This window comes from Plebeiibacterium marinum (assembly GCF_026013615.1).
GTDB lineage: Bacteria > Bacteroidota > Bacteroidia > Bacteroidales > Marinilabiliaceae > Saccharicrinis > Saccharicrinis marinus_A.
Genome location: NZ_JAPDPI010000016.1, coordinates 40,869 through 61,873, shown reverse-complemented (window position 1 = coordinate 61,873; position 21,005 = coordinate 40,869). Strand labels below are relative to the sequence as shown.

General features: G+C 38.0%; 16 protein-coding genes. 5 read left to right on the top strand and 11 right to left on the bottom strand.

The features are described 5' to 3' along the window. Nucleotides 1–13: 13 nt before the first annotated feature. The 5 genes from OM074_RS09355 (at nucleotide 14) to OM074_RS09335 (ending at nucleotide 6,121) form a co-directional block, all read left to right on the top strand. Nucleotides 14–2,812, top strand: coding sequence for a response regulator (locus OM074_RS09355; protein ID WP_301199199.1), 2,799 nt, complete (start codon nucleotides 14–16; stop codon nucleotides 2,810–2,812). Nucleotides 2,813–2,896: 84 nt separating this feature from the next. Next, nucleotides 2,897–4,060: an ATP-binding protein gene (locus OM074_RS09350; protein WP_301199198.1), complete on the top strand. Its 1,164-nt coding sequence runs from the start codon at nucleotides 2,897–2,899 to the stop codon at nucleotides 4,058–4,060. 120 nt (nucleotides 4,061–4,180) lie between these two features. Continuing rightward, nucleotides 4,181–4,723 carry a YceD family protein gene (locus tag OM074_RS09345; RefSeq protein ID WP_301199197.1) on the top strand — a complete coding sequence of 181 codons (543 nt, stop codon included), beginning with the start codon at nucleotides 4,181–4,183 and terminating at the stop codon, nucleotides 4,721–4,723. Nucleotides 4,724–4,738: 15 nt separating this feature from the next. After that, complete coding sequence (gene rpmF, locus OM074_RS09340) at nucleotides 4,739–4,924, top strand: 50S ribosomal protein L32 (RefSeq protein WP_301190305.1); 186 nt, start codon at nucleotides 4,739–4,741, stop codon at nucleotides 4,922–4,924. Nucleotides 4,925–5,122: 198 nt separating this feature from the next. Then, complete coding sequence (locus OM074_RS09335) at nucleotides 5,123–6,121, top strand: beta-ketoacyl-ACP synthase III (RefSeq protein ID WP_301199196.1); 999 nt, start codon at nucleotides 5,123–5,125, stop codon at nucleotides 6,119–6,121. Nucleotides 6,122–6,203: 82 nt separating this feature from the next. On the opposite strand, the gene gltX is transcribed toward OM074_RS09335, so the two are convergent. The 11 genes from gltX to OM074_RS09280 form a co-directional block, all read right to left on the bottom strand. Continuing rightward, nucleotides 6,204–7,727: a glutamate--tRNA ligase gene (gene gltX / locus OM074_RS09330; protein ID WP_301199195.1), complete on the bottom strand. Its 1,524-nt coding sequence runs from the start codon at nucleotides 7,725–7,727 to the stop codon at nucleotides 6,204–6,206. A 144-nt stretch (nucleotides 7,728–7,871) separates the two neighbouring features. Further along, the gene (locus OM074_RS09325) at nucleotides 7,872–10,430 is read right to left on the bottom strand and encodes an adenosylcobalamin-dependent ribonucleoside-diphosphate reductase (RefSeq protein WP_301199194.1); all 2,559 of its coding nucleotides are present in this window, start codon (nucleotides 10,428–10,430) and stop codon (nucleotides 7,872–7,874) included. Between the two features lie 399 nt (nucleotides 10,431–10,829). After that, nucleotides 10,830–12,056 (bottom strand): 3-deoxy-D-manno-octulosonic acid transferase, encoded by a 1,227-nt coding sequence (locus tag OM074_RS09320; protein ID WP_301199193.1) that lies wholly within the window; start codon nucleotides 12,054–12,056, stop codon nucleotides 10,830–10,832. Nucleotides 12,057–12,179: 123 nt separating this feature from the next. Then, entirely contained in the window at nucleotides 12,180–13,355 is a 1,176-nt protein-coding gene (locus OM074_RS09315) for a phosphoglycerate kinase (RefSeq protein WP_301199192.1), read from the bottom strand. A gap of 279 nt (nucleotides 13,356–13,634) precedes the next feature. Further along, nucleotides 13,635–14,483, bottom strand: coding sequence for a 3'(2'),5'-bisphosphate nucleotidase CysQ (cysQ, locus tag OM074_RS09310; protein WP_301199191.1), 849 nt, complete (start codon nucleotides 14,481–14,483; stop codon nucleotides 13,635–13,637). Further along, nucleotides 14,483–15,043, bottom strand: a complete 561-nt coding sequence (locus OM074_RS09305; protein WP_301199190.1) for a hypothetical protein — start codon at nucleotides 15,041–15,043, stop codon at nucleotides 14,483–14,485. The genes cysQ and OM074_RS09305 overlap by 1 nt, the downstream gene beginning before the upstream one ends. Further along, nucleotides 15,040–15,882 carry a DUF4296 domain-containing protein gene (locus tag OM074_RS09300; protein ID WP_301199189.1) on the bottom strand — a complete coding sequence of 281 codons (843 nt, stop codon included), beginning with the start codon at nucleotides 15,880–15,882 and terminating at the stop codon, nucleotides 15,040–15,042. The genes OM074_RS09305 and OM074_RS09300 overlap by 4 nt, the downstream gene beginning before the upstream one ends. 21 nt (nucleotides 15,883–15,903) lie before the next feature. After that, a complete protein-coding gene (locus OM074_RS09295) occupies nucleotides 15,904–17,298 on the bottom strand; it encodes a sugar transferase (protein WP_301199188.1) in 1,395 nt (464 codons plus the stop codon). A 53-nt stretch (nucleotides 17,299–17,351) separates the two neighbouring features. Continuing rightward, nucleotides 17,352–18,950, bottom strand: coding sequence for a capsule assembly Wzi family protein (locus OM074_RS09290; RefSeq protein ID WP_301199187.1), 1,599 nt, complete (start codon nucleotides 18,948–18,950; stop codon nucleotides 17,352–17,354). Between the two features lie 520 nt (nucleotides 18,951–19,470). Further along, a complete protein-coding gene (locus OM074_RS09285; RefSeq protein WP_301199186.1) occupies nucleotides 19,471–20,556 on the bottom strand; it encodes a GDP-L-fucose synthase family protein in 1,086 nt (361 codons plus the stop codon). Nucleotides 20,557–20,608: 52 nt separating this feature from the next. Beyond that, nucleotides 20,609–20,986 carry a GxxExxY protein gene (locus OM074_RS09280; protein ID WP_301199185.1) on the bottom strand — a complete coding sequence of 126 codons (378 nt, stop codon included), beginning with the start codon at nucleotides 20,984–20,986 and terminating at the stop codon, nucleotides 20,609–20,611. Nucleotides 20,987–21,005: the final 19 nt, after the last annotated feature.

Here is a 21,005-nt window from a genome sequence, read left to right as displayed (position 1 = left end):
TATTATTTTCATTATGAAGAAACCAATTGCCATTGCTATATCGAGCATTGCATTTTTAATTATTTGCAATATATATTATTATCGCGATACATACCTGTGGCAAATTGACACCCAAAAAACAATCCTGACCAAACAGCTAAATGCCTGCAAAAAAGAAAGCAAAGACCTTTTAACTGAGATTGAATCCAATGCCACGATGCTATTTAATGAAGATGGCCTGACACAGCTCTTTTCGCATAGCTTACATTGTTCTCATATTAAAGAAAGGATTGAACTCATTTTTAACCGATATACCTCAACAATAAAAAACTTATCCATATATGATACCAAAGGGAATTGTTACAGCATAAAAAAAGGCCCCAACAATTCTCTCATTACAAAATTCAGCAATGGCTATAGAAAAGAAGAGTTTAAACGCACAATTAGTTTCGACCAAAAATCAAACACCTTTAGCATTAGCCAACCCCTATATAACAATACCCACATATATGGATACCTTGTGTATAATTTCAACCTCCAATTGTATTATGCTGAAATATTTAAAGGCTTTAACATAAAAGGCCATCAATTTCAATGGATTGCAGATACGGATTACCATTTACTGTTCTCAACAATTCCGGAATTAGAGATTGACGATCTGGCAAAGGATACACAAACAGCACTATCTGATTCGGGCAATCAAGTAATCCACCACCTGCACATCAACAACATAAAAACAAAAACACTAACCGTATGCCAAAAACTAAAGTTCACAACCCAGGATCTTATCATAGCATTTTCCCTGCCAATAAAACCAATTACATATTCAATCCTTAAAAACTCCTCCATTATTGCTCTTATCAGCCTTATTATAATTTTATTTATTATATACGCATTTACACAATATTCGCAAAAACAAAAAGAGTCAAAAGAACGGCTTGCCCAATCAGAAGATGCCCTTCGAAAAATACTATACTTTGCCCCGGTTGGCATTGTAATGGTTGATTATGAAGAAAAAGTAAAATTAGTAAACAAGGCTGCTTTAAAAATATTTGAATGCGATAATGAAGAAATATTACTCGATGAAGTGGCCAATGAAAAAATCATATTTGAAAAGAAAAGGACGATCATCAGGTCTGACATCTCAATGTCGTCAAAGAAATACGTTTTTAACGACAACACTCCACACAAACAGGTTATCCTAACTGAAAAAATACCATTTTACAATCAAAACAAAAAGTATTTTATTATTACATACATAGAGATCACGCCTTTTGAACAACTAGCACTAAACGACAAGGACCAGATTGCCCAAACAAGATTCATCGCCAACATAAGTCACGAGTTAAGAACACCACTCAATGCCATTATCGGAATGACCGATATGCTACTTACAACTCAGTCTCCAAACCAAACTGATAAAGAAATGTTGAGTGTGGTAAAAAGATCGGCAGACACATTGCTTGGCTTAATTAACGACATACTTGATTTTTCCAAGATCCAATCAGGAAAACTGGAAATAGAAACCATCCCTGTTAACCTCGAAAATGAGATTGAAGCCTCCATAAAAGACTTCGCCAAACTCGCAGAAGCCAGGTCGATTGAATTAACATGGGATACAACAGTACAACTCCCTAACGATTTCAACACAGACCCACTGAGATTTAGACAGATATTAAACAACCTGATCAGCAACGCCATAAAATTCACACCTTCAGGGAAAGTGCACCTTCATATTTCGGAAACCACATCCTTAAACGGTGGCTCAGCCTTACAGTTTAAGATTTCGGACACAGGAATTGGCATCCGCAAGGAGAAGCTTCAAATAATATTCAATCCATTTGCCCAGGAAGATGGAAGTACTACGAGGAAATTTGGAGGTACCGGCCTTGGCACCTCCATCTCGAAAAACCTGGTAAAACTTTTGGGAGGTGAAATATGGGCAAACAGCCCTTCGTCAATCTCCACTTCAGTCGAATATCCCGGAGCAGAGTTTATCTTTTCGATTCCTTACAGTAGCCAGCACAAAGTAAAAGATCTCGACTACTCATATATTTTATCGTACACACAAATTAATGCCCTTATCATAACGGACGAATCGCTGCATGTACAAAACATCGTTAAAAACATTATGGCATTGGGTATCAATTACAGAATTATGGCACCCTCCCAGGAAACCATACAGTTGCTAAAAAACAGAAACAATACCCAACTCATTATAATTGACCACCGACCAGACTTCAGAGGCATAGATTTTTTACAACAACTATACAGTCACAATCTGTATAAAAATTACACCATTGCGCTCCAAAGCTCAGATTTTGAAGCTATGAACAATAATCTGGCTAAAAAACTGGGTGCTGATGCTTATTTAAGGAAACCTATTCGTTTGCATACTTTCCAAAACCTGCTGTTGAAACACTTTAAATCAGTGAAATTTCCGATAAATACAGTTGGGAAGGTGGTTCCAAACGATATTCGCATATTGGTGGCTGAAGACAACCTGTTTAACCAAAAAGTCGCCCAAAACCTATTTAGAAAAATTGGCTATGAAATTGATCTTGCCAATAATGGAAAAGAAGCTGTCGCTAAATTCAAAGAAAACAAATACCACATCATATTTATGGACCTGTCAATGCCGGAACTGGATGGTTTTGATGCAACAAAAGAATTAAAATGCTATGACGAAAACTGCCCGGTGATTGCAATGACGGCCAATAACGATGACACTCAAAAGCAAAAGGCCTTTTTATCGGGTATGGATGACTTTATTGCCAAACCGGCAAAAAAAGAGGAAATAACGCGTATGATAATCAAATACTGCTCCCAATAACCAAACAATTGTTTTACACACAATTCCAACAGACAATAATAAGCCAGCATTTCCCGTTATAGAGGTTTAACTACACAATCTGATATGACAAAAAATTATTACACCTATAAAAAAAGATATAAACTCATTATTTTACTTGGAGCGGTAATAATTGGGGCATTTTCTTCCATTTACACAAAATCTTTAGTTGATGAGCTCAAAGCTGAAGAGCGAAAAAAGGTAGAACTCTGGGCTGAAGCTACAAGGCAATTGGTTAAACCCGGCAACAACGACAATTCTATAGGTCTGACTCTGGAGGTCTTAAAAAACAACACTACAGTCCCTGTAATCCTTACTGACAATGCAAACAATATTCTCCACCACAGGAATCTGACTGTTCCTAAAAAAAACGATGAAACATACCTGAAAAACAAACTCCAGGAGTTAAAATCGGAAGGCAAATACATTGAGATTGACTTAGGTGACAACGAAAAACAATACCTGTATTATCAAACTTCAACTCTGCTTATTAAACTTACCTGGTTTCCTGTTATACAGCTTTTAGTAGTATCTATATTTGTATTCATAGCCTATCTGGCGTTTAGCAATTCCAGAAAGGCAGAACAAAATCAGGTATGGGTGGGCATGTCAAAAGAAACAGCCCACCAACTTGGCACCCCCATAACCTCCCTCATGGGATGGGTGGATTACCTCGACTTAAAAATAAACGACCCGGAAACCATTGGCGAAATAAGAAAAGATGTTACGCGACTTCAGAATATTGCAGACCGTTTTTCTAAAATCGGATCAAAACCTATTTTGAAGAGTATAAACCTTAGCTCTACAATAGACAATTGTGTTAAATATCTTAAAACAAGATCATCAGACAAAGTAATTTTTAATGTTGATATTGAACCCGATATAAAAACAGAGGCAAACAGCACCCTTTTGGAGTGGGTATTGGAAAATCTAATAAAGAATGCCATTGATGCCATAAAAGGCTATGGAACAATTACCATTTCGTCACAAGTACATGATTCTTTTGTAGCTATAGAAATATCCGACAATGGCAAAGGAATCCCCCGCAAGAATTTTAAAACCGTTTTTGATCCTGGTTACACGACCAAAAAACGAGGCTGGGGACTTGGACTTTCATTAACCAAAAGAATTATTGAGGAATACCACAAAGGAAAAATATATGTAAAAGAGTCTGAACCTCTTAAAAAAACCACTTTTAGAATCATTCTACCAACACACGTATCCAACTAACAGAGTGCACGTTAACCACACTCAAATAAGTTCCACTGAGAATACAAAAATAAATTTTATATTTTTCTTCTCTACTACTAGATATTTTTATACTTTTGCAAAGTTTTTATATAAGGTGAAATGAATAAGCTAAAAGATTACAACATAGCCTTTAAGGGATTAAAGGATGGCAAACATGATTTTCACTATAAAATTGAGCAACCATTTTTCGAAGCAATTGGAAATTCGGTAATAGAAGTCGGAACATTTGATGTTGATGTGGTAATGGATAAAAAATCCCAGATGCTACAATTCGATTTTAACATTAAAGGGGAAGCCGAAACTGTTTGTGATAATTGCCTGGGTAAAATGACATTGCCGGTTTCATACCAGGGAAGGATGTACGTTAAGTTTGGGATTATGTACGATGAAGCAAGCGACGAAATCATCATACTTCCTCATGAAGAAAACGAGTTTAATGTAGCTCAATTGATATATGAATTTATAGTGGTAAGTATGCCTTTACGATCTGTCCATGAGGATCCTGAAGATTGCGACCCGGAGATGATTAGCAAACTCGAAGAGTTTTCTTCGGACAACCACGGTCAAGATATTGAATCAAAAGAAGAGATTGACCCCAGGTGGGAAGCTCTGAAAAAATTAAAAGATAATAATAGTAATTAGTAAAGTTGTTATAAAATGGCACATCCTAAAAGAAAGATTTCTAAAACTAGAAGAGACAAGAGAAGGACGCACTACAAAGCAACTGCTCCTGCATTAGGAGTATGCTCTAACTGTGGTTCAGCTGTAAAACTTCACACCGTTTGTGGAGAGTGTGGTTATTACAGAGGAAAACTAGCTGTTGAAAAAGAAATTACAGCATAACTTTTTTTTGATTAAAAAGTACTTTTTTTAAATTTGCCTTGCATTAGCAGGGCAAATTTTGCTTTAGGGCATTTGTAATCGAAAAGGGGATGCCTGAAACTTCAGAAAAAAAGTAGTTAAGTCCTTTTATATCAAAAAGGAAAGCATTTGCTATTTCTAACATTTGACTGCCGAAATTCAGTCGAGAAATTATTTAACATGAAAAAAATTAACGCTGTAATCACTGGTGTAGGAGCATATCTACCCGATTATATCTTGACAAATGAAGAGCTAAGCTCCATGGTTGATACCTCTGACGAATGGATAATGACTCGGGTTGGAATCAAGGAGAGGCGCATACTTAAAGGCGAAGGCAAAGGTGCATCTGACCTTGGGGCAGAAGCTGTTAAGGACTTGTTGAAAAAAACAGGAACTTCAAAGGAAGATATTGATTTAGTAATTTGCACAACAGTTACACCAGACCACATGTTCCCGGGAACATCAGCAATTATTTGCGACAAAGTTGGGATTCACAACATACAGAGCTTTGATATGAACGCTGCCTGTTCAGGCTTTCTTTACGGACTGGACACTGCTTGTAAATATGTTCAATCAGGCAGTCACAAGAAAGTAATTGTAGTTAGTGCCGAAAAAATGTCGTCGATTACAGATTACACTGACCGCACCACCTGTGTTTTATTTGGTGACGCAGCAACTGCTGTACTAATTGAACCTACTGAAGAAGAAATAGGAATAAGGGACACCATTTTGCGAAGCAACGGAATAGGAAGACACCATCTTGTTATGAAGGCTGGGGGATCTGTAAAACCTGCTTCACACGAAACCGTTGACGCCAAAGAACATGTGGTTTATCAGGAAGGCCAGGCAGTGTTTAAACATGCAGTTTCGAACATGGCCGATGTTGCGGTTGAGATTATGGAGAAAAACAACCTTGAGTCAGATGAGGTAACCTGGCTTGTTCCACACCAGGCAAACCTTAGGATTATTGATGCCACAGCAAGAAGGATGGGAATCAGAAAAGATCAGGTAATGATCAATATTGAGAAGTATGGAAATACAACATCCGCTACTATTCCACTTTGTTTGTACGAATGGGAAAAACAACTTAAAAAAGGCGACAATATCGTATTGGCAGCCTTTGGCGCAGGATTTACCTGGGGATCTGTATACCTTAAATGGGGATACGATTCAAAATAACTATTCAGACAGAATAATATACCATATATCAAAAAAGGGTGACTTCAATGAAGCCACCCTTTTTTAATTTCCTTATGTTTTATTATGCTAAAACTTCCACAGCTTTATTTACCCTATTTATGGTTTCTTCCTTACCTACAAGCTCTGCAATCGTCATTAAATCCGGGCCAAAACCGCCACCCACTAATGCCAACCTAAAAGCATTCATCACAAGGCCAAAACCCAATCCTTCTTCTTCTATCCTAGCAGCAATCACTTCCTTTATTGCATCCGCAGTCCAATCCGAAACACTTTCTAAAACTCCTGCCAAATTACCCATAAACTGAGGCACATCACCTTTCCATCGCTTTTTAACCACTTTGGCATCATACTCCTCCGGAGCCACAAAAAAGAAAGAAACCTGCTCCCAAAGATCCGAAACAAAATTTATGCGCTCTTTCACCAATCCAACAACCTTCTCAACCAAATCTATTTCAGCTACAATACCCCGGGATTCCAACTCCGGCATAAACTGCCCGGCCAACACCGAATCCGGTGCATTAACAAGATATTGGTGATTAAACCACCTTGCCTTTTCCGGATCAAAACGAGCTCCCGACTTATTAACCCTCTCAATAGAGAAAGCCCCGATCAATTCTTCCATGGAGAAGATCTCCTGTTCAGTGCCGGGGTTCCATCCCAACAAAGCCAACAAATTAACTACAGCCTCAGCAACATAACCTGACTCCCTGTAACCCGAAGCGATTTCTCCTTCAGGCGATTTCCATTCCAACGGAAAAACCGGGAACCCGGCCTTGTCACCATCCCTCTTACTCAACTTACCCTTTCCGGTTGGTTTCAAAATCAACGGCAAGTGCGCAAAATCAGGGCGCTCATTTTCCCATCCCAATGCCTTGTAAAGCATAATATGCAACGGAAGTGATGGCAACCACTCCTCTCCCCTGATCACATGGGATATTTTCATGGTATAATCATCCACCACATTAGCCAGGTGGTATGTCGGTAATCCATCAGACTTAAAAATTACTTTATCATCCAATATAGCCGTATTAAACTTCACCTCTCCCCGGATCATATCAACAGCAGAAACCTCAACCCCCTCAGGCATTTTAAACCTGACCACGTAAGGCTCCCCTTTTGCAATCAACTCCTCTACCTCATCACCAGACATACTCAATGAATTGCGTAAACTCAAACGGGTATTCATATCATATGAAAACTTCGTTTTTTCAGCCTCCGCCTTTTCCCTTAGTGCCTCTAGCTCCTGAGGTGTATCAAACGCATAATAGGCCCAGCCATCTTTAATCAACTGGTCTGCATATTGAATATATATTTCTTTCCTTTCCGACTGTTTATACGGGCCATATTCACCCCCTTGAGCAACACCTTCGTCTATTTTCATCCCAAGCCACTCAAGAGATTCATTGATATAAGATTCTGCACCTTCTACAAAACGGGTCTGATCTGTATCTTCAATCCTTAATATAAAGTCACCATTATGCTTTTTAGCAAATAAATAGTTAAACAAAGCAGTTCTTACACCACCAATATGTAACGGCCCTGTAGGACTTGGGGCAAACCTTACCCTCACTTTTCTGTTGCTCATTATTGTTGTTTTTTTTGCAAAGATAGATATAAGTTAGAAAGTTGAAAGCTGAAATTGGAAAGTTATACTTACAAGACATAAAAAAGCGGGATAACCATTGGCCATCCCGCTCCTTGAAGTAAAAAAGTTATAATAGGCAAAACTTTATCCACATTTTGAGGATCCACAATCCTGACAAATCAAACAACCTTCCTGATAAGTAAGTTTATCTGATCCACAGTTTTCGCAGCTTCCCTTTTTAGCAAGCGTTCCATTCGGAACATATTTTTTAAGTGCTCTTTCCACACCGTTCTTCCATGTATTAATAGACTCACTATCCAATTGTAATCCAGCCACCAAATCAATAGCATCATCAATAGCCATACCGTGTCGCAATACACCGGAAATCAATTTGGCATAATTCCAGAATTCCTTATCAAACTTATAGCTTAAGCCTTCAATAGTTGTTTTATATCCCCTTTTATTGGTATATTGGAAATCATACCTTGTTGTACCATCCGACTCCCTACTCTTTATAATCAATCCTTTTTGTACCGACTTTGGCAACAAAATACCATCTTCATCATCAGCCAAACCAGTAAAAATCTCATACGGGCGTCCCTCCATCAATCCCACAAAGGCAATCCACTTTTCCTTATTATTCTGGAATCTAACCACGTCACCCTCCAATACATCCGGTCTTTTCTTTGAAAACGAAGCAACTGCTTCCTCTTCCTTCTTCTCTGTATCTGCAACAAGAACACCTGCACGAGAACCATCCCTATAAACGGTAACTCCTTTACAGCCACTCTTCCAAGCCTCTACATACAATTCACCAACAAGTTCTTCTGAAACATTAGACGGAAGGTTTATAGTTACGCTAATTGAGTGATCAACCCATTTTTGAACACCTCCCTGCATACGAACTTTACTAACCCAATCCACATCATTTGAAGTGGCCTTATAATATGGGGAAGTCTCTATCAACTTATCCAATTCCTCCTGAGTATAGTTTTTAGTAGTTGCATGTCCGTTAGCCTCCATCCACGTAACAAATTTATGGTGGAACACTGTATATTCTTCCCAACTGTCTCCAACCTCATCTACAAAATCAACACGCGTTTCCGGATCATTTGGATTAACCTTTCTTCTACGCTTGTATACTGGCATAAATACAGGTTCTATACCCGAAGATGTCTGGGTCATCAGACTGGTAGTCCCGGTAGGAGCTATTGTCAACAATGCTATATTTCTGCGTCCATGCTTTTTCATATCCTCAGCCAACGAAGCATCTGCTTCAAACAATCTGTTAATAAACGGATTATTAACCTCCTTCTTAAAATCATAAATTGGGAAAGCACCTCTGTCAACAGCCATATCCACTGATGAACGATAAGCTGCCAAAGCAAGGTTTTTATGTACCTCTATTGAGAAATCAACTGCATTTTCGCTTCCATATCTCAAGTTTAAGGCCGCCAACATATCTCCTTCAGCAGTAATACCAACTCCTGTCCTACGACCTTCTTCCGCCTTTTTACGGATATTTAACCAAAGGTTTTTTTCAACCAGTTTCACTTCCTCTCCTTCAGGATCTTCATCAATTTTGGCAATGATTCCATCAATCTTTTCCAACTCAAGATCAATAATATCATCCATTATTCTTTGAGCATAACCAACATGCTCTTTAAATTTATCAAAATTGAATTTCGCTTTAGGCGTAAATGGATTTTCAACATATGAATACAGATTTACAGCTATTAACCTACAGCTATCATATGGACACAATGGAATTTCTCCACAAGGATTAGTCGACACGGTTTCATACCCTAAATCAGCATAAGAATCAGGCACCGACTCTCTGATGATGGTATCCCAAAATAAGATACCCGGCTCTGCAGACTTCCATGCATTATGAACGATTTTTCCCCAAAGCTTTGATGCATCTACATCCTTAGTATATTGAGGATCGTTTGATTTAATAGGATATTGCTGTCTGTATGGAGTACCATCAACTACCGACTGCATAAACTCATCATCAATCTTCACTGACACATTAGCCCCGGTAATCTTCCCTTGCTCCAATTTTGCATCAATAAACGATTCAGAATCCGGATGCTTTACAGAAACACTTAACATCAATGCACCTCTACGTCCATCCTGAGCCACTTCTCTAGTAGAATTTGAATAACGCTCCATAAAAGGAACTATACCTGTTGATGTAAGTGCAGAGTTCTTTACCGGCGAACCTTTAGGACGAATATGTGACAAATCATGACCAACTCCCCCTCTTCGTTTCATTAACTGAACTTGCTCCTGGTCAATTTTCATGATTCCACCATAAGAATCAGAAGAACCGGTATTACCTATCACAAAACAGTTCGATAAAGAAGCAATCTGATATTTATTTCCGATTCCGGCCATTGGACCACCCTGTGGTACGATGTATTTAAAATCCCTGAACAACTCAAACAATTCGTCCTCCGACAATGGATTTGGATACTTTTTTTCAATACGAGCAATTTCCTGAGCCAATCGTCTATGCATATCATCAGGATTCAATTCATAGATATTCCCATCAGAATCCTTCAATGCATATTTATTAACCCAGACACGAGCAGCAAGCTCATCTCCTTTAAAATATTTCAAAGCGGCTTCATACGCTTCCTCATTTGTGTAAATCTTCTTCAATTCCTCAACTTTTTGCTCGATTTGTGAAACTGCCATAGCTATATAAAATTTTAAATACCTTAATATCTTTTGATTATCCTTTTCAGAACTCCCTTTTTACTGTTTGTAAAATTAAAAAAGAGAAATATTTCAGACAAGAAATACTTATGAACAAACACTAAAGTTGTCCATTTTAAAACCCTTTCATCCTCTTAACCTGTACTTTATATTTTTAAAAAAACACAAAAGTTGTCCAAAAAGAATTTTTTATCAACAATTTGATTTTTTATGACTCCAACAATTGGAAAATTTAAAATGCAGATTATATAGTAAGATTTTAGAAAATACTCATGTAAAAATCACAAAATTCCTTAAAATGGAAAACCCACTCCAGATAATGGAGTGGGTTTCAACTGTTTTTCAACAATCTATTAACCGAACCGCAAAATCAGCCCATCAATCAAACCCTATCTCATTCATAACTATACTAGTAGCCCCCCTCATTTTTTCAACATACTCAACAGACTGTTTAGAAGCCTCATCCAGAAAGGACTGATCTTTCAATAGCTTATCCATAATGGTATTAAAACCCTCCTGGTCGCTTACCGAAAAACCAGCATTCAGATCAACCAGATCACAGGCCTCCTTATATTTTTTATAATTAGGGCCAAAAACAACCGGTAAACCAAAAGTTGAAGCCTCAATAGTATTGTGGATCCCACTTCCAAAACCACCGCCAATATAAGCCGCATCACCATATCGATACATAGAAGATAACATTCCCATAGTATCTATTATCATCACCCTAAGAGAACTTAAATTCACCCCATCCAACTTTGTATACCTTGCGGATGCAAGGGGCAACAATGATTCTATTTCTTTCAGATGCTCTTCATGAATTTCATGAGGCGCCAACAACAACTTTACATCACTGTTTGTCTTTAAGTATTCTGCAATCAACTTTTCACCTGCAGGCCACGAACTCCCTCCCACCAAAACCTTACTATTTTTGGCAAACTCTTCAAGCTCCGGATATTCTTTTGAAGCCCGGGCAATCTCCCACACCCGATCAAACCTGGTATCTCCCGCTACCTGATAATTCACTATACCGATTGAATCCAACAGCCTGGCAGATTCCTCGTCCTGCACATACATACGGGTAAACAAACGCAGCATTTTTTGATACCACTTTCCATACCACTTAAAAAAGGCATGTTCTGGCCGAAATATTGCAGAAACTATATAAGTTTTTATGCTTTTTGAATTCAAATACGTCAGAAAATGATACCAAAATTCATATTTGACAAATATTACCACTTCAGGATTTATTGCATCTACAAACTTTTTAACCTGCTTTTTTCTATCCGCCGGCAAATAAAAAACATAATCCGCCAGCTCATAATCTTTCCTGACTTCATACCCGGAAGGAGAGAAAAAAGTAAGCACCACGACTTTCTCAGGATATTTTTCCTTAATTTTTTCAATCAAAGGCCTGCCTTGCTCAAATTCACCCAGTGATGCACAATGAACCCAAATTGTTTTATCTGTAAAATCCAGACTTTTTATCTCCTGCGCAGTTTCCCTTCTTCCTTTCTGTAACAGATCCGCTTTTTTATTAAACAAAGAAAATACCTTTATTCCTGCATTATAAACTGCGATTCCTGCATTATATACCAATAACATACTATAAAAATTTTACACAAAGATATATTAAACACACAATATGGGTAACATATCCGGATTAAAGGCACAAAAAAAACCTGCAAGAAATATCCCTGCAGGTTTCATATATTTTTGAGTAAATAATTACTCAGTTACAGCTTTTACACCTGGCAACACTTTTCCTTCAAGGTACTCAAGAGAAGCTCCACCTCCAGTAGAGATATGGCTCATCTTATCAGCCAAACCACTTTGGTTTACAGCAGCAACAGAATCACCACCACCGATAATAGAAATAGAATCTGAAGCAGCCACAGCCTCACAAACACCAAATGTTCCTTTTGAGAAATTTGGCATTTCAAAACAACCCATAGGACCGTTCCAAACTACAGTTTTAGCTTTTGCAATCTCAGCAGCATATGCCTCAACTGTTTTAGGACCTACATCAAGAGCCATTCTTCCTTCTGGAATTTCAACACCTACAACCTGAATATCTGCATCATTATCAAATTTATCAGCAGCCAGGTTATCTACAGGCAACATAAAGTTAACTCCTTTAGCTTCTGCATCAACCAAAATTTGCTTTGCAGTATCAATCAAATCATCTTCCACTAAAGATCCACCAATGTTATGACCTTGTGCTTTTAAGAAAGTATAAGCCATACCACCACCGATTAAGATAGTATCCACTTTTTCGATCAACGACTTTAATACCTCAAGTTTTCCTGAAACTTTTGCACCACCAACGATAGCAACAAATGGCTTAACCGGATTTGCAACCGCTCCTCCTAAAAATTTGATTTCTTTATCCAATAGGAAACCTGCCATTTTTTCTTCAAAATACTGGGCAATAATAGTAGTAGAAGCATGAGCACGGTGAGCCGTACCAAATGCATCATTTACATACACGTCAGCCAATTCTGCCAATTGCTTAGAAAAAGCCTCATCACCTTTAGTTTCTTCATTGTGGAAACGTAAATTTTCCAACAACATTACTTCACCCATTTTAAGGTCAGCAGCCATTGCCTTAACTTCCTCACCAACACAATCAGGAGCCATTTTTACGTCTATACCTAATTTGGCAGACAAATGGGCAACCACATGCTTTAATGAAAATTTATCCTGAGCCTCACCTTTTGGACGTCCTAAGTGTGACATTAAGATAACGGCACCACCATCAGCCAACACTTTTTTAATAGTTGGCAAAGCAGCTACGATACGAGTATCATCAGTGATCTCGAATTTATCGTTTAAAGGCACATTGAAATCAACACGAATGATTGCCTTCTTTCCTGAAAAATTGTATGTATCAATTGCAGGCATGTGAATAAAATTATATGGTTTTTAAAAAATTATAAACTAATTGATATTCCATCAACCGGGTTAAATGAGAGCTCAAAGGTAAGAAAAAAATAAAAATTCAACAGGCATACCAGGGTGTTATGCAACAAATTGTTAATAATTCACGCCGATAAAGTATCAGAATATCGCTACAAACAATAAAAACACCTACAATGCCTAACTCAAAAGAAAAAATGCTCCAACCCTGTTAAGTTAAAACACGAGATCCTACTCACCTATTTCAATAGAAACCAGTATTCTTTATCTTGAAATCAAATCCTTCATCTGTTGAACCGAAAACTTTTGTCCGTATACCACAAACCAATCATTCAACAAGTTTTCCCGGTTGTAATCAAACCGTTCTTTTGTCTTCCAATTGATAAAACAGGCACCAGCACCCTCTGCTATTGCCTGCCCTGCTGCAGTATCCCATTCCATAGTTGGTCCCAATCTAGGATAAATATCGGCACTCCCCTCTGCCACCTTGCATATTTTTATAGAACTCCCTACCGAAAGAAACTCGGTATTCCCAAATTCCTCTTTTAAAAGCACTGCAAATTCTTCTGTTTCCTTCGACAAATGACTTACACTAGCCACAATTTTTAATATATCATTAATGCCATTTGCTGAAATTTGCTCCGCATCTTTAACAACATTAGCAACCTCTTCCAACCTCCATGTATCAGATAACTTAATTCGGTACGAACCAGATCCTGATCCACCAAAATACAAAACCCCTTTTGCAGGAACAAACACCACTCCTAACACTGGATATGAGTTCTCAACCAAAGCTATATTCACAGTAAACTCACCGGTTTTCTTGACAAACTCTTTTGTTCCATCCAACGGATCAACAATCCACAACCGATCCCATTCTTTTCGCTCTTTATAAGGGGCATGTTTCCCTTCTTCGCTCAAAACAGAAATTTGGGTTTCTTGCAGATAATCCATTATAACTGCATGAGCAGCTTTATCAGCCAGGGTCAATGGTGAATTATCTGATTTCATTTCCACACCAAAATCCCCATTATCATAAATGTCCATAATGGCTTTCCCAGCCTCCACGGATGCATTTATTACTATTTCAAGAACCTCTTTACTTATTTCCATCAAATCACAATTCTAATTTTACTATCTGCAGAAACACAAAAACGCTCATAGTCCATCTTCCTAATTGACAAGAGCCCGGGAGCTTTCCCTACCTCAAGAGTTCCATAATCATCCTGAACACCAAGGGTTATTGCATTTTTTCTTGTAAAGTGTACAAGTTGATCCAGCCCCCCTTTTTCAGCCCTTAATATATCAAAGGCCGTTTGTTGGTTACCCACATTTGTTAATCCGCTTTCCACAACAAACAAACCTTTTACAGTTTTCTTTTTAACCCTTTTAAAAAGATTACTACAAAGTCCTAAAACTATTGTTCCCCCAATAATTTGCCTGTTCAAATATTTTTGAAGATCAACTTCCCCTGCATTTTCCAATGACGTAGGGGCAATATCAACAAAACCAGGAATAAGGAACCCGTTTACCAATTCCAATCCTGGTTCTTCCTCGAAAGTATTTCTTTCCCGAACTTCAACAATTTGATTTAACTCGTTGAAAGTAATGATAGGAAACTTACCAACAGTCCCGTCAGGCCGAAGCCAGAAATGAGAGGCAACTTTCCTCATTTTTGCAACATTGGTTCTGTATCTACAACTTCATTCTCAACAGAATCCTCAACAGGCAGGTATTCAAACACGATATTTCGTATAGTGGCATTTACAACATCAAGGGTATCATGTTGCAACAACAAACCTTTTATATTAATGATGTCCAGACTATCCTCGAGGCCTATTTCCACCTCCACTTTACGACTGCTGAAAGTAACCGGGATTTTATATTTCACGGTATCATAACTACTATCCTGGTACATGGCAATCAACTGCAACGCAATATCCTTAACCATGTTCCCTTTTTTAAACTGATAATAAGCACTAACCCTATAACCTGTTTCATTTATTGTATCTACTAAAAATTCAAAAGGAACCCTTCTATCGAAAGTATCTTTTTCTGTTACCCGGATAGTCCTGTTTTCCTTATCCCAGATATTCCTTGCCTCCCTCAACTTTCTTTGCCGCTCCATTTCCTCTTTGATACCTTTGGCCTCCTGCTGCCACCTGGCTTCTTTCTCGGTAAGAATAGCCACCACATCATCGTATACTTTGGTGTAGATCTCTGGCTGTGAGGTATACCAGGCTACCACCGTATCAAATTTTTCCTGAGTAAGATTATGCTTTTGCAAAACGGAATGGTAACAACCATTGGCCACCTCATCCATATCCCTCTTTTTTAACCGCATCTGAGAAATTACTGACTCAGAAAAATGAACATCTGCCAATATTTGCGCAAACTCTTTTTCCTTGGGGAATCCGGATGGAACCCTGTTTGCCATATTACAGCTTGCCATAAGCACCAACAGCAAGGTGAAAATCAAAAGTCGTTGTATACCTATTTTATTATCATTCATTTGCATCAACATAAAACAGCATTAATGTCCATCAGCAACCAACATTGTTCTTATGGTCTTTAAAAAGATAACAAAATCCAATTTCAACGACCAGTTATCAATATAAGCCAAATCCATTTTCATCCACTCCTCAAATGGGATATCATTTCTCCCGGATACTTGCCATGTACAGGTAATTCCCGGTTTCATTGACAAACGGCGCAACTGCCATCGTTCATACTCCTTAACCTCCTGAGGAACAGGTGGACGTGGCCCCACAATAGACATATCACCCATTAGGACATTAAAAAACTGGGGCAACTCATCAAGGCTTGTCTTACGCAAAAAACGTCCCACTTTGGTAATCCGGGGATCATTTTTCATTTTAAATACCGGGCCATCCATTTCGTTATCCTCCATCAGCTTGGCTTTTAACTCCTCAGCATTGGTTACCATGGTACGGAATTTATATGCATAAAACTTCCTTCCTCTTAATCCAACCCTTTTTTGCTTAAAAAATACAGGGCCGTCAGAAGTAAATTTTACCAACAAGGAAAGAATTACAAAAACAGGAGATGCCAACACTATAATTAAAAAGGAAAATATAAAATCAAAAACATCCTTTACTTTCATGGCCAGGTAATTGGTTGGAATATTGGCTATGGTTAGCAACGGCATGGTATTATAATGGTGGATATGCGCCTTGCTTTTCAGCTTATTAAAAAATGGCGAATACATCCTGAAAATCACACCCACTTCAGAACAATCGTGAGTAATATTTTCTACCTCTTCCACATTCATTTTTTCCTTAATAAATATCACCTCATCTATGGTCTTGTTTTCAAGAAGGGGTGCCAGTTCTGTATCCGGTGGTAATATTGGCGCAATGCTCCCATAGGTCTTTGACAAAACTTCATCTCCAATTATTGAAACAATTTTATACCCCCACTCCTTATATTTCAATACCTGCTCAATAAACGAGGCTGCCGTGTAATCGCCAATGATAACAATTGCCCTGGTATTTCTTCCGTGCATCCTGGCCCGTTTAAAAAAAGCATATATGATTACCTTAAAACCAAACATAAAAGTAAGGTTAAAGAGACCAAAATATATCAGTGGATCAAAGCCTATATAATACAAATCAAAAAACAGCACTGCCAAACCTAAAATCGAAGTACCGGTAATAACCAGCCCCAGGCAGTTAAACAATATCGCAGAATAAGGCCTTGACCTATGCACCTGTGCTAACCTAAAATATTTACCCAGCAGAAACCAAAATAATGCAATGATCAAATGCAGGATAATCGAATCTTTATACTTGATAAATGAAAAATGACCGAAGTATAGAAATAGCGCTAAATTAAATGATAACCATGCAATACCTACTTCTACAATAGCAAGAAAATTATTGACTACACTTTCTCTTTCTCTTAACATGCTGTGTAACTGTTTTTTGTTTTTTTGAGCGCTACAAAGATAAATAAAAGATGCTAGTTAATGCAATAGCTTATTCCGAACATACACCCAAAAGCATGATATAAATCACCCGCATCATACGAAAAGGAGGTGTGCAGTAAAATATTTTTCCATTTATGGTTTCGATATAAAAAGCTTAAATCAGAATACACTTCCTTTTTACCGCCGGAGTACAAATTTTCTTCATCCTTCTCCCAACTATACCTCTTTACAAACTCTTCAGCATAACTGCCCAGGTTATTGGAGTAAGTTGTTTTTAAGGTATATTTCAGCCCCGGAATAACTTCGCCTTCTATACCAATATGAAATCCCTTAACCCTGTTATTTACAAACACTCCATGGTTATTGGCATTCCAATCCGGGGCATAAGCTTTTGCTAACGAGTAAGTGTGATATAGTGGCAGCCCCATAGGCAGGCCTTGATAGGTCCAACCATTATAGTAAGTCCCATTGTTGTTATAATCATCCCTTCCTCCAAATGAGCAACCGTAGTTAGTATAATCCCTCAGGTATTTAGTGAAATCATCAAACGTAAAACCCTCCGTGGTTACTCCAAAAACATCGTTCATAAATGCATCATAATCATCTATCTCCCTGGGAAAAATCAATCCTCCTTCCGGATGCATTGCATCGGGTAAACCATATCCCGACTGGTGATCTGTCCTGAATACTTCAAAGGATACCTTTTGAATAAAATCTGATTTTTTAAATTCTGCCAGCAGACCAATTTTGTAATCATGGTTTCGATGTTTGTAAACATTTAAACCGGAACCATCAGCAAAAGGTTTTTGCAGGTAAAAATGAAAATCCCCGATGGCATTTTCGTGGTACAATCCAAAATCAAAGAATCCGTCATGTGCCCCGGCGGCATTTGTTTCTTCTCCACCCCCAAGCCTATCAGATCCTTCTCCAAAAAAAGTGGCCCAATAATCCTTTTCAAGCTTATCCCCATTAGGTCGTTCACCTCCCATCAGGGCTCCATGAAATACCCCTGCATATGGCTGAACCAACTGGGTTTCCAGTTTAAAATAGGCCCATTTTTCATGCACTTGTACATGGTCTGCGCTATTAGATTTTCCTGTGGCTGTTCGGTTATCATTCAAAATTCCATGGGATAAGCCTCCTCTTACCGAAACTATATTATTCAGAAAACCCACAGATTGATATTCGAAGATCCCGATTTGTGCACGAGGAATGGGACGCACATTGGCATTGCGCATAAAGCCACCTATACTAAGGTTATCGTTGTATGAAACCGGGGAAAAGGCATGTTTACCCAAACTAACATCAATAAAATTGAAAATTTTTGCATTTACATAGGCCTCATGCAAAAAGCTATCGTCTGTTTTATTCTTTACAACCACAGAACTTCCCATTTCAAGGCTGAGGTTCTTTTTATTTATCAACCTATATTTACCTCCCAACAACAATAATCCCTGACTTTGTTCAAACGGATCAACAATTCCCCAATTATTTGAATATTGATAATGGGGAAGCAAACTCTCGTTTGAAGAAATATTGATTTGGGTATTGGCTTCAAAACTAAAGCTTTCTTGTCCAAAAGCAACGGTTGAGACAAAAAGGGAAATTAAAATGACTATATTTTTTCGCATACTTATCATATTATTTATCAATATGGATTAAAATAAAAAAGCCCTCCGTTTGCTTACCGAGAGCTTTATTGTAATCTTTTATTAAAACTTATACGAATCAGGGTTCCACATAAGCGTTCGACTCCGATGGAGTCACTTCAAGTACTGTATACATCAATTTTATAAACGTTTAACTCCTCTGGAGTTAATTCCATCTGGTCAAGTGAAAACCAAAGGCTTTCAACATTTATATTAGAAAACCCAACCACTGAGTCGTGCTTGCAAGAAAACAGCTGAAATTTTTGTTAGCCCACCCACACCCCTCATACTGCCTAAAGGGGAAGTTGCTTCCGCACAGCGCGTTGGAATTTTCCCCTTTAGGGGATCAAAGGGGTGAGCGTAGGAATCATGAGTTTTCTTGAAGAAATTAAGTCCCTATGAACACCTAAATTAATGTTTGCCTTGTGATCCTTTGGGACTACTCAGTGCCTTTGTGGTGCGAATTAACTAACGACCAATGTCTATTGAGTAATAATCCAGTCTACGAAACATACCAATCGTACATCTTGTCAATTCCTTCTTCGATATCTATCTTATGATGCCATCCCAAATCATGGATTTTTGTGGGATCTGTCAATTTACGCATGGTTCCATCAGGTTTGTCCGAATTGAAAAACAACTCACCCTGAAAACCCACCTTACTTTTTATAGTTTCTGCTAATTGTTTAATTGAAACTTCTTTTCCTGTTCCAATATTGATATGCGTATTCCGGATATCCTTTTCATCTGTATATGTGTCTTTGAAATCTATCTTTTCCATAGCATATACACATGCTGCAGCCATCTCTTCTGACCATAGGAATTCCCGCATTGGTTTACCAGTACCCCAAATCTCTACTTTAACTTGCGAATTATTGCTAATTACTCCTACTCCATATTTCTCTAATTTTGCCAGAATTTCTTCTTTACTTGTCTCTCCGCTTATTCCTTCAATCGGTCTTTTGTTCAGGTCGTCCCTTACCGAATCCCAATCGTTGTTCTCTATACATTTTCCTAAATGAATCTTGCGAACTAAAGCCGGCAATACATGCGATTTCTCTAAGTCAAAATTATCATTTGGACCATAGAGGTTTGTTGGCATTACCGAAATAAAATTAGTGCCGTATTGGATATTGTACGACTCGCACATCTTTATCCCTGCTATTTTAGCTATAGCATAAGGTTCGTTAGTATACTCCAATGGTGAAGTCAACAAACAATCCTCCGGCATGGGCTGGGGTGCTTCCTTGGGATATATACAGGTTGATCCTAAAAACAACAGTTTTTTAACACCACTCTTATAGGCTTGGTGAATCACGTTATTCTGAATCATCAGGTTTTCATAAATAAACTGTCCGCGATAAGTATTGTTTGCCACAATACCACCCACTTTTGCTGCAGCCAGAATTACATACTCAGGTTTTTCTTCTTCAAAAAACTGCTCAACCGCATTGGCATCCATTAAGTTTAGTTCATCAATGCTTCTTCCTATCAGGTTAGAATAACCTTTACTGGATAAAGTTTTCCACAATGCCGACCCCACTAATCCCTTATGTCCAGCAACATATATCTTTGAATCTTTATTCATTTTTTCTTAATTTCTCGCGAAGACGCAAAGAATTACGCAAATAACGCGAAGATTATAAACCGTTTACCAAACGATGTATTCCATCTTTAAAAAGCTTTGTATTAAAATTAATTAACAAGCCAAGTTTTAGTTCACTAAGTCGCAAATAAGTTAATGTTTGTGCGAAATGCACAGGAGCCAGCTGATCAACAGATTTAATTTCAATAACAAGTTTTTTCTCAACCAACAAATCTATCCTATAACCAGTGTCTAATTTAACTTGCTTATAAATAAAAGGCATTGAAACCTGTCGCTCGACTTTCAATCCTTTTTCAATCAAATCAAAAGCCAAAGCGCTTTCATATGCAGATTCCAATAATCCAGGTCCTAGTTGTTTATGCAAATTAAATGCAGTATCTACAACAATTCTTGAGATTTCATTTTCATTCATTGCTTGGCGCTTTTGTTAT

What these genes read in the sequence shown, in the direction of transcription:
- OM074_RS09355 (WP_301199199.1), top strand. Translation starts at nt 14, where the DNA reads ATGAAGAAACCAATTGCCATTGCTATATCGAGCATTGCATTTTTAATT.
- OM074_RS09350 (WP_301199198.1), top strand. Translation starts at nt 2,897, where the DNA reads ATGACAAAAAATTATTACACCTATAAAAAAAGATATAAACTCATTATT.
- OM074_RS09345 (WP_301199197.1), top strand. Translation starts at nt 4,181, where the DNA reads ATGAATAAGCTAAAAGATTACAACATAGCCTTTAAGGGATTAAAGGAT.
- rpmF (WP_301190305.1), top strand. Translation starts at nt 4,739, where the DNA reads ATGGCACATCCTAAAAGAAAGATTTCTAAAACTAGAAGAGACAAGAGA.
- OM074_RS09335 (WP_301199196.1), top strand. Translation starts at nt 5,123, where the DNA reads ATGAAAAAAATTAACGCTGTAATCACTGGTGTAGGAGCATATCTACCC.
- gltX (WP_301199195.1), bottom strand. Translation starts at nt 7,727, where the DNA reads ATGAGCAACAGAAAAGTGAGGGTAAGGTTTGCCCCAAGTCCTACAGGG.
- OM074_RS09325 (WP_301199194.1), bottom strand. Translation starts at nt 10,430, where the DNA reads ATGGCAGTTTCACAAATCGAGCAAAAAGTTGAGGAATTGAAGAAGATT.
- OM074_RS09320 (WP_301199193.1), bottom strand. Translation starts at nt 12,056, where the DNA reads ATGTTATTGGTATATAATGCAGGAATCGCAGTTTATAATGCAGGAATA.
- OM074_RS09315 (WP_301199192.1), bottom strand. Translation starts at nt 13,355, where the DNA reads ATGCCTGCAATTGATACATACAATTTTTCAGGAAAGAAGGCAATCATT.
- cysQ (WP_301199191.1), bottom strand. Translation starts at nt 14,483, where the DNA reads ATGGAAATAAGTAAAGAGGTTCTTGAAATAGTAATAAATGCATCCGTG.
- OM074_RS09305 (WP_301199190.1), bottom strand. Translation starts at nt 15,043, where the DNA reads ATGAGGAAAGTTGCCTCTCATTTCTGGCTTCGGCCTGACGGGACTGTT.
- OM074_RS09300 (WP_301199189.1), bottom strand. Translation starts at nt 15,882, where the DNA reads ATGAATGATAATAAAATAGGTATACAACGACTTTTGATTTTCACCTTG.
- OM074_RS09295 (WP_301199188.1), bottom strand. Translation starts at nt 17,298, where the DNA reads ATGTTAAGAGAAAGAGAAAGTGTAGTCAATAATTTTCTTGCTATTGTA.
- OM074_RS09290 (WP_301199187.1), bottom strand. Translation starts at nt 18,950, where the DNA reads ATGCGAAAAAATATAGTCATTTTAATTTCCCTTTTTGTCTCAACCGTT.
- OM074_RS09285 (WP_301199186.1), bottom strand. Translation starts at nt 20,556, where the DNA reads ATGAATAAAGATTCAAAGATATATGTTGCTGGACATAAGGGATTAGTG.
- OM074_RS09280 (WP_301199185.1), bottom strand. Translation starts at nt 20,986, where the DNA reads ATGAATGAAAATGAAATCTCAAGAATTGTTGTAGATACTGCATTTAAT.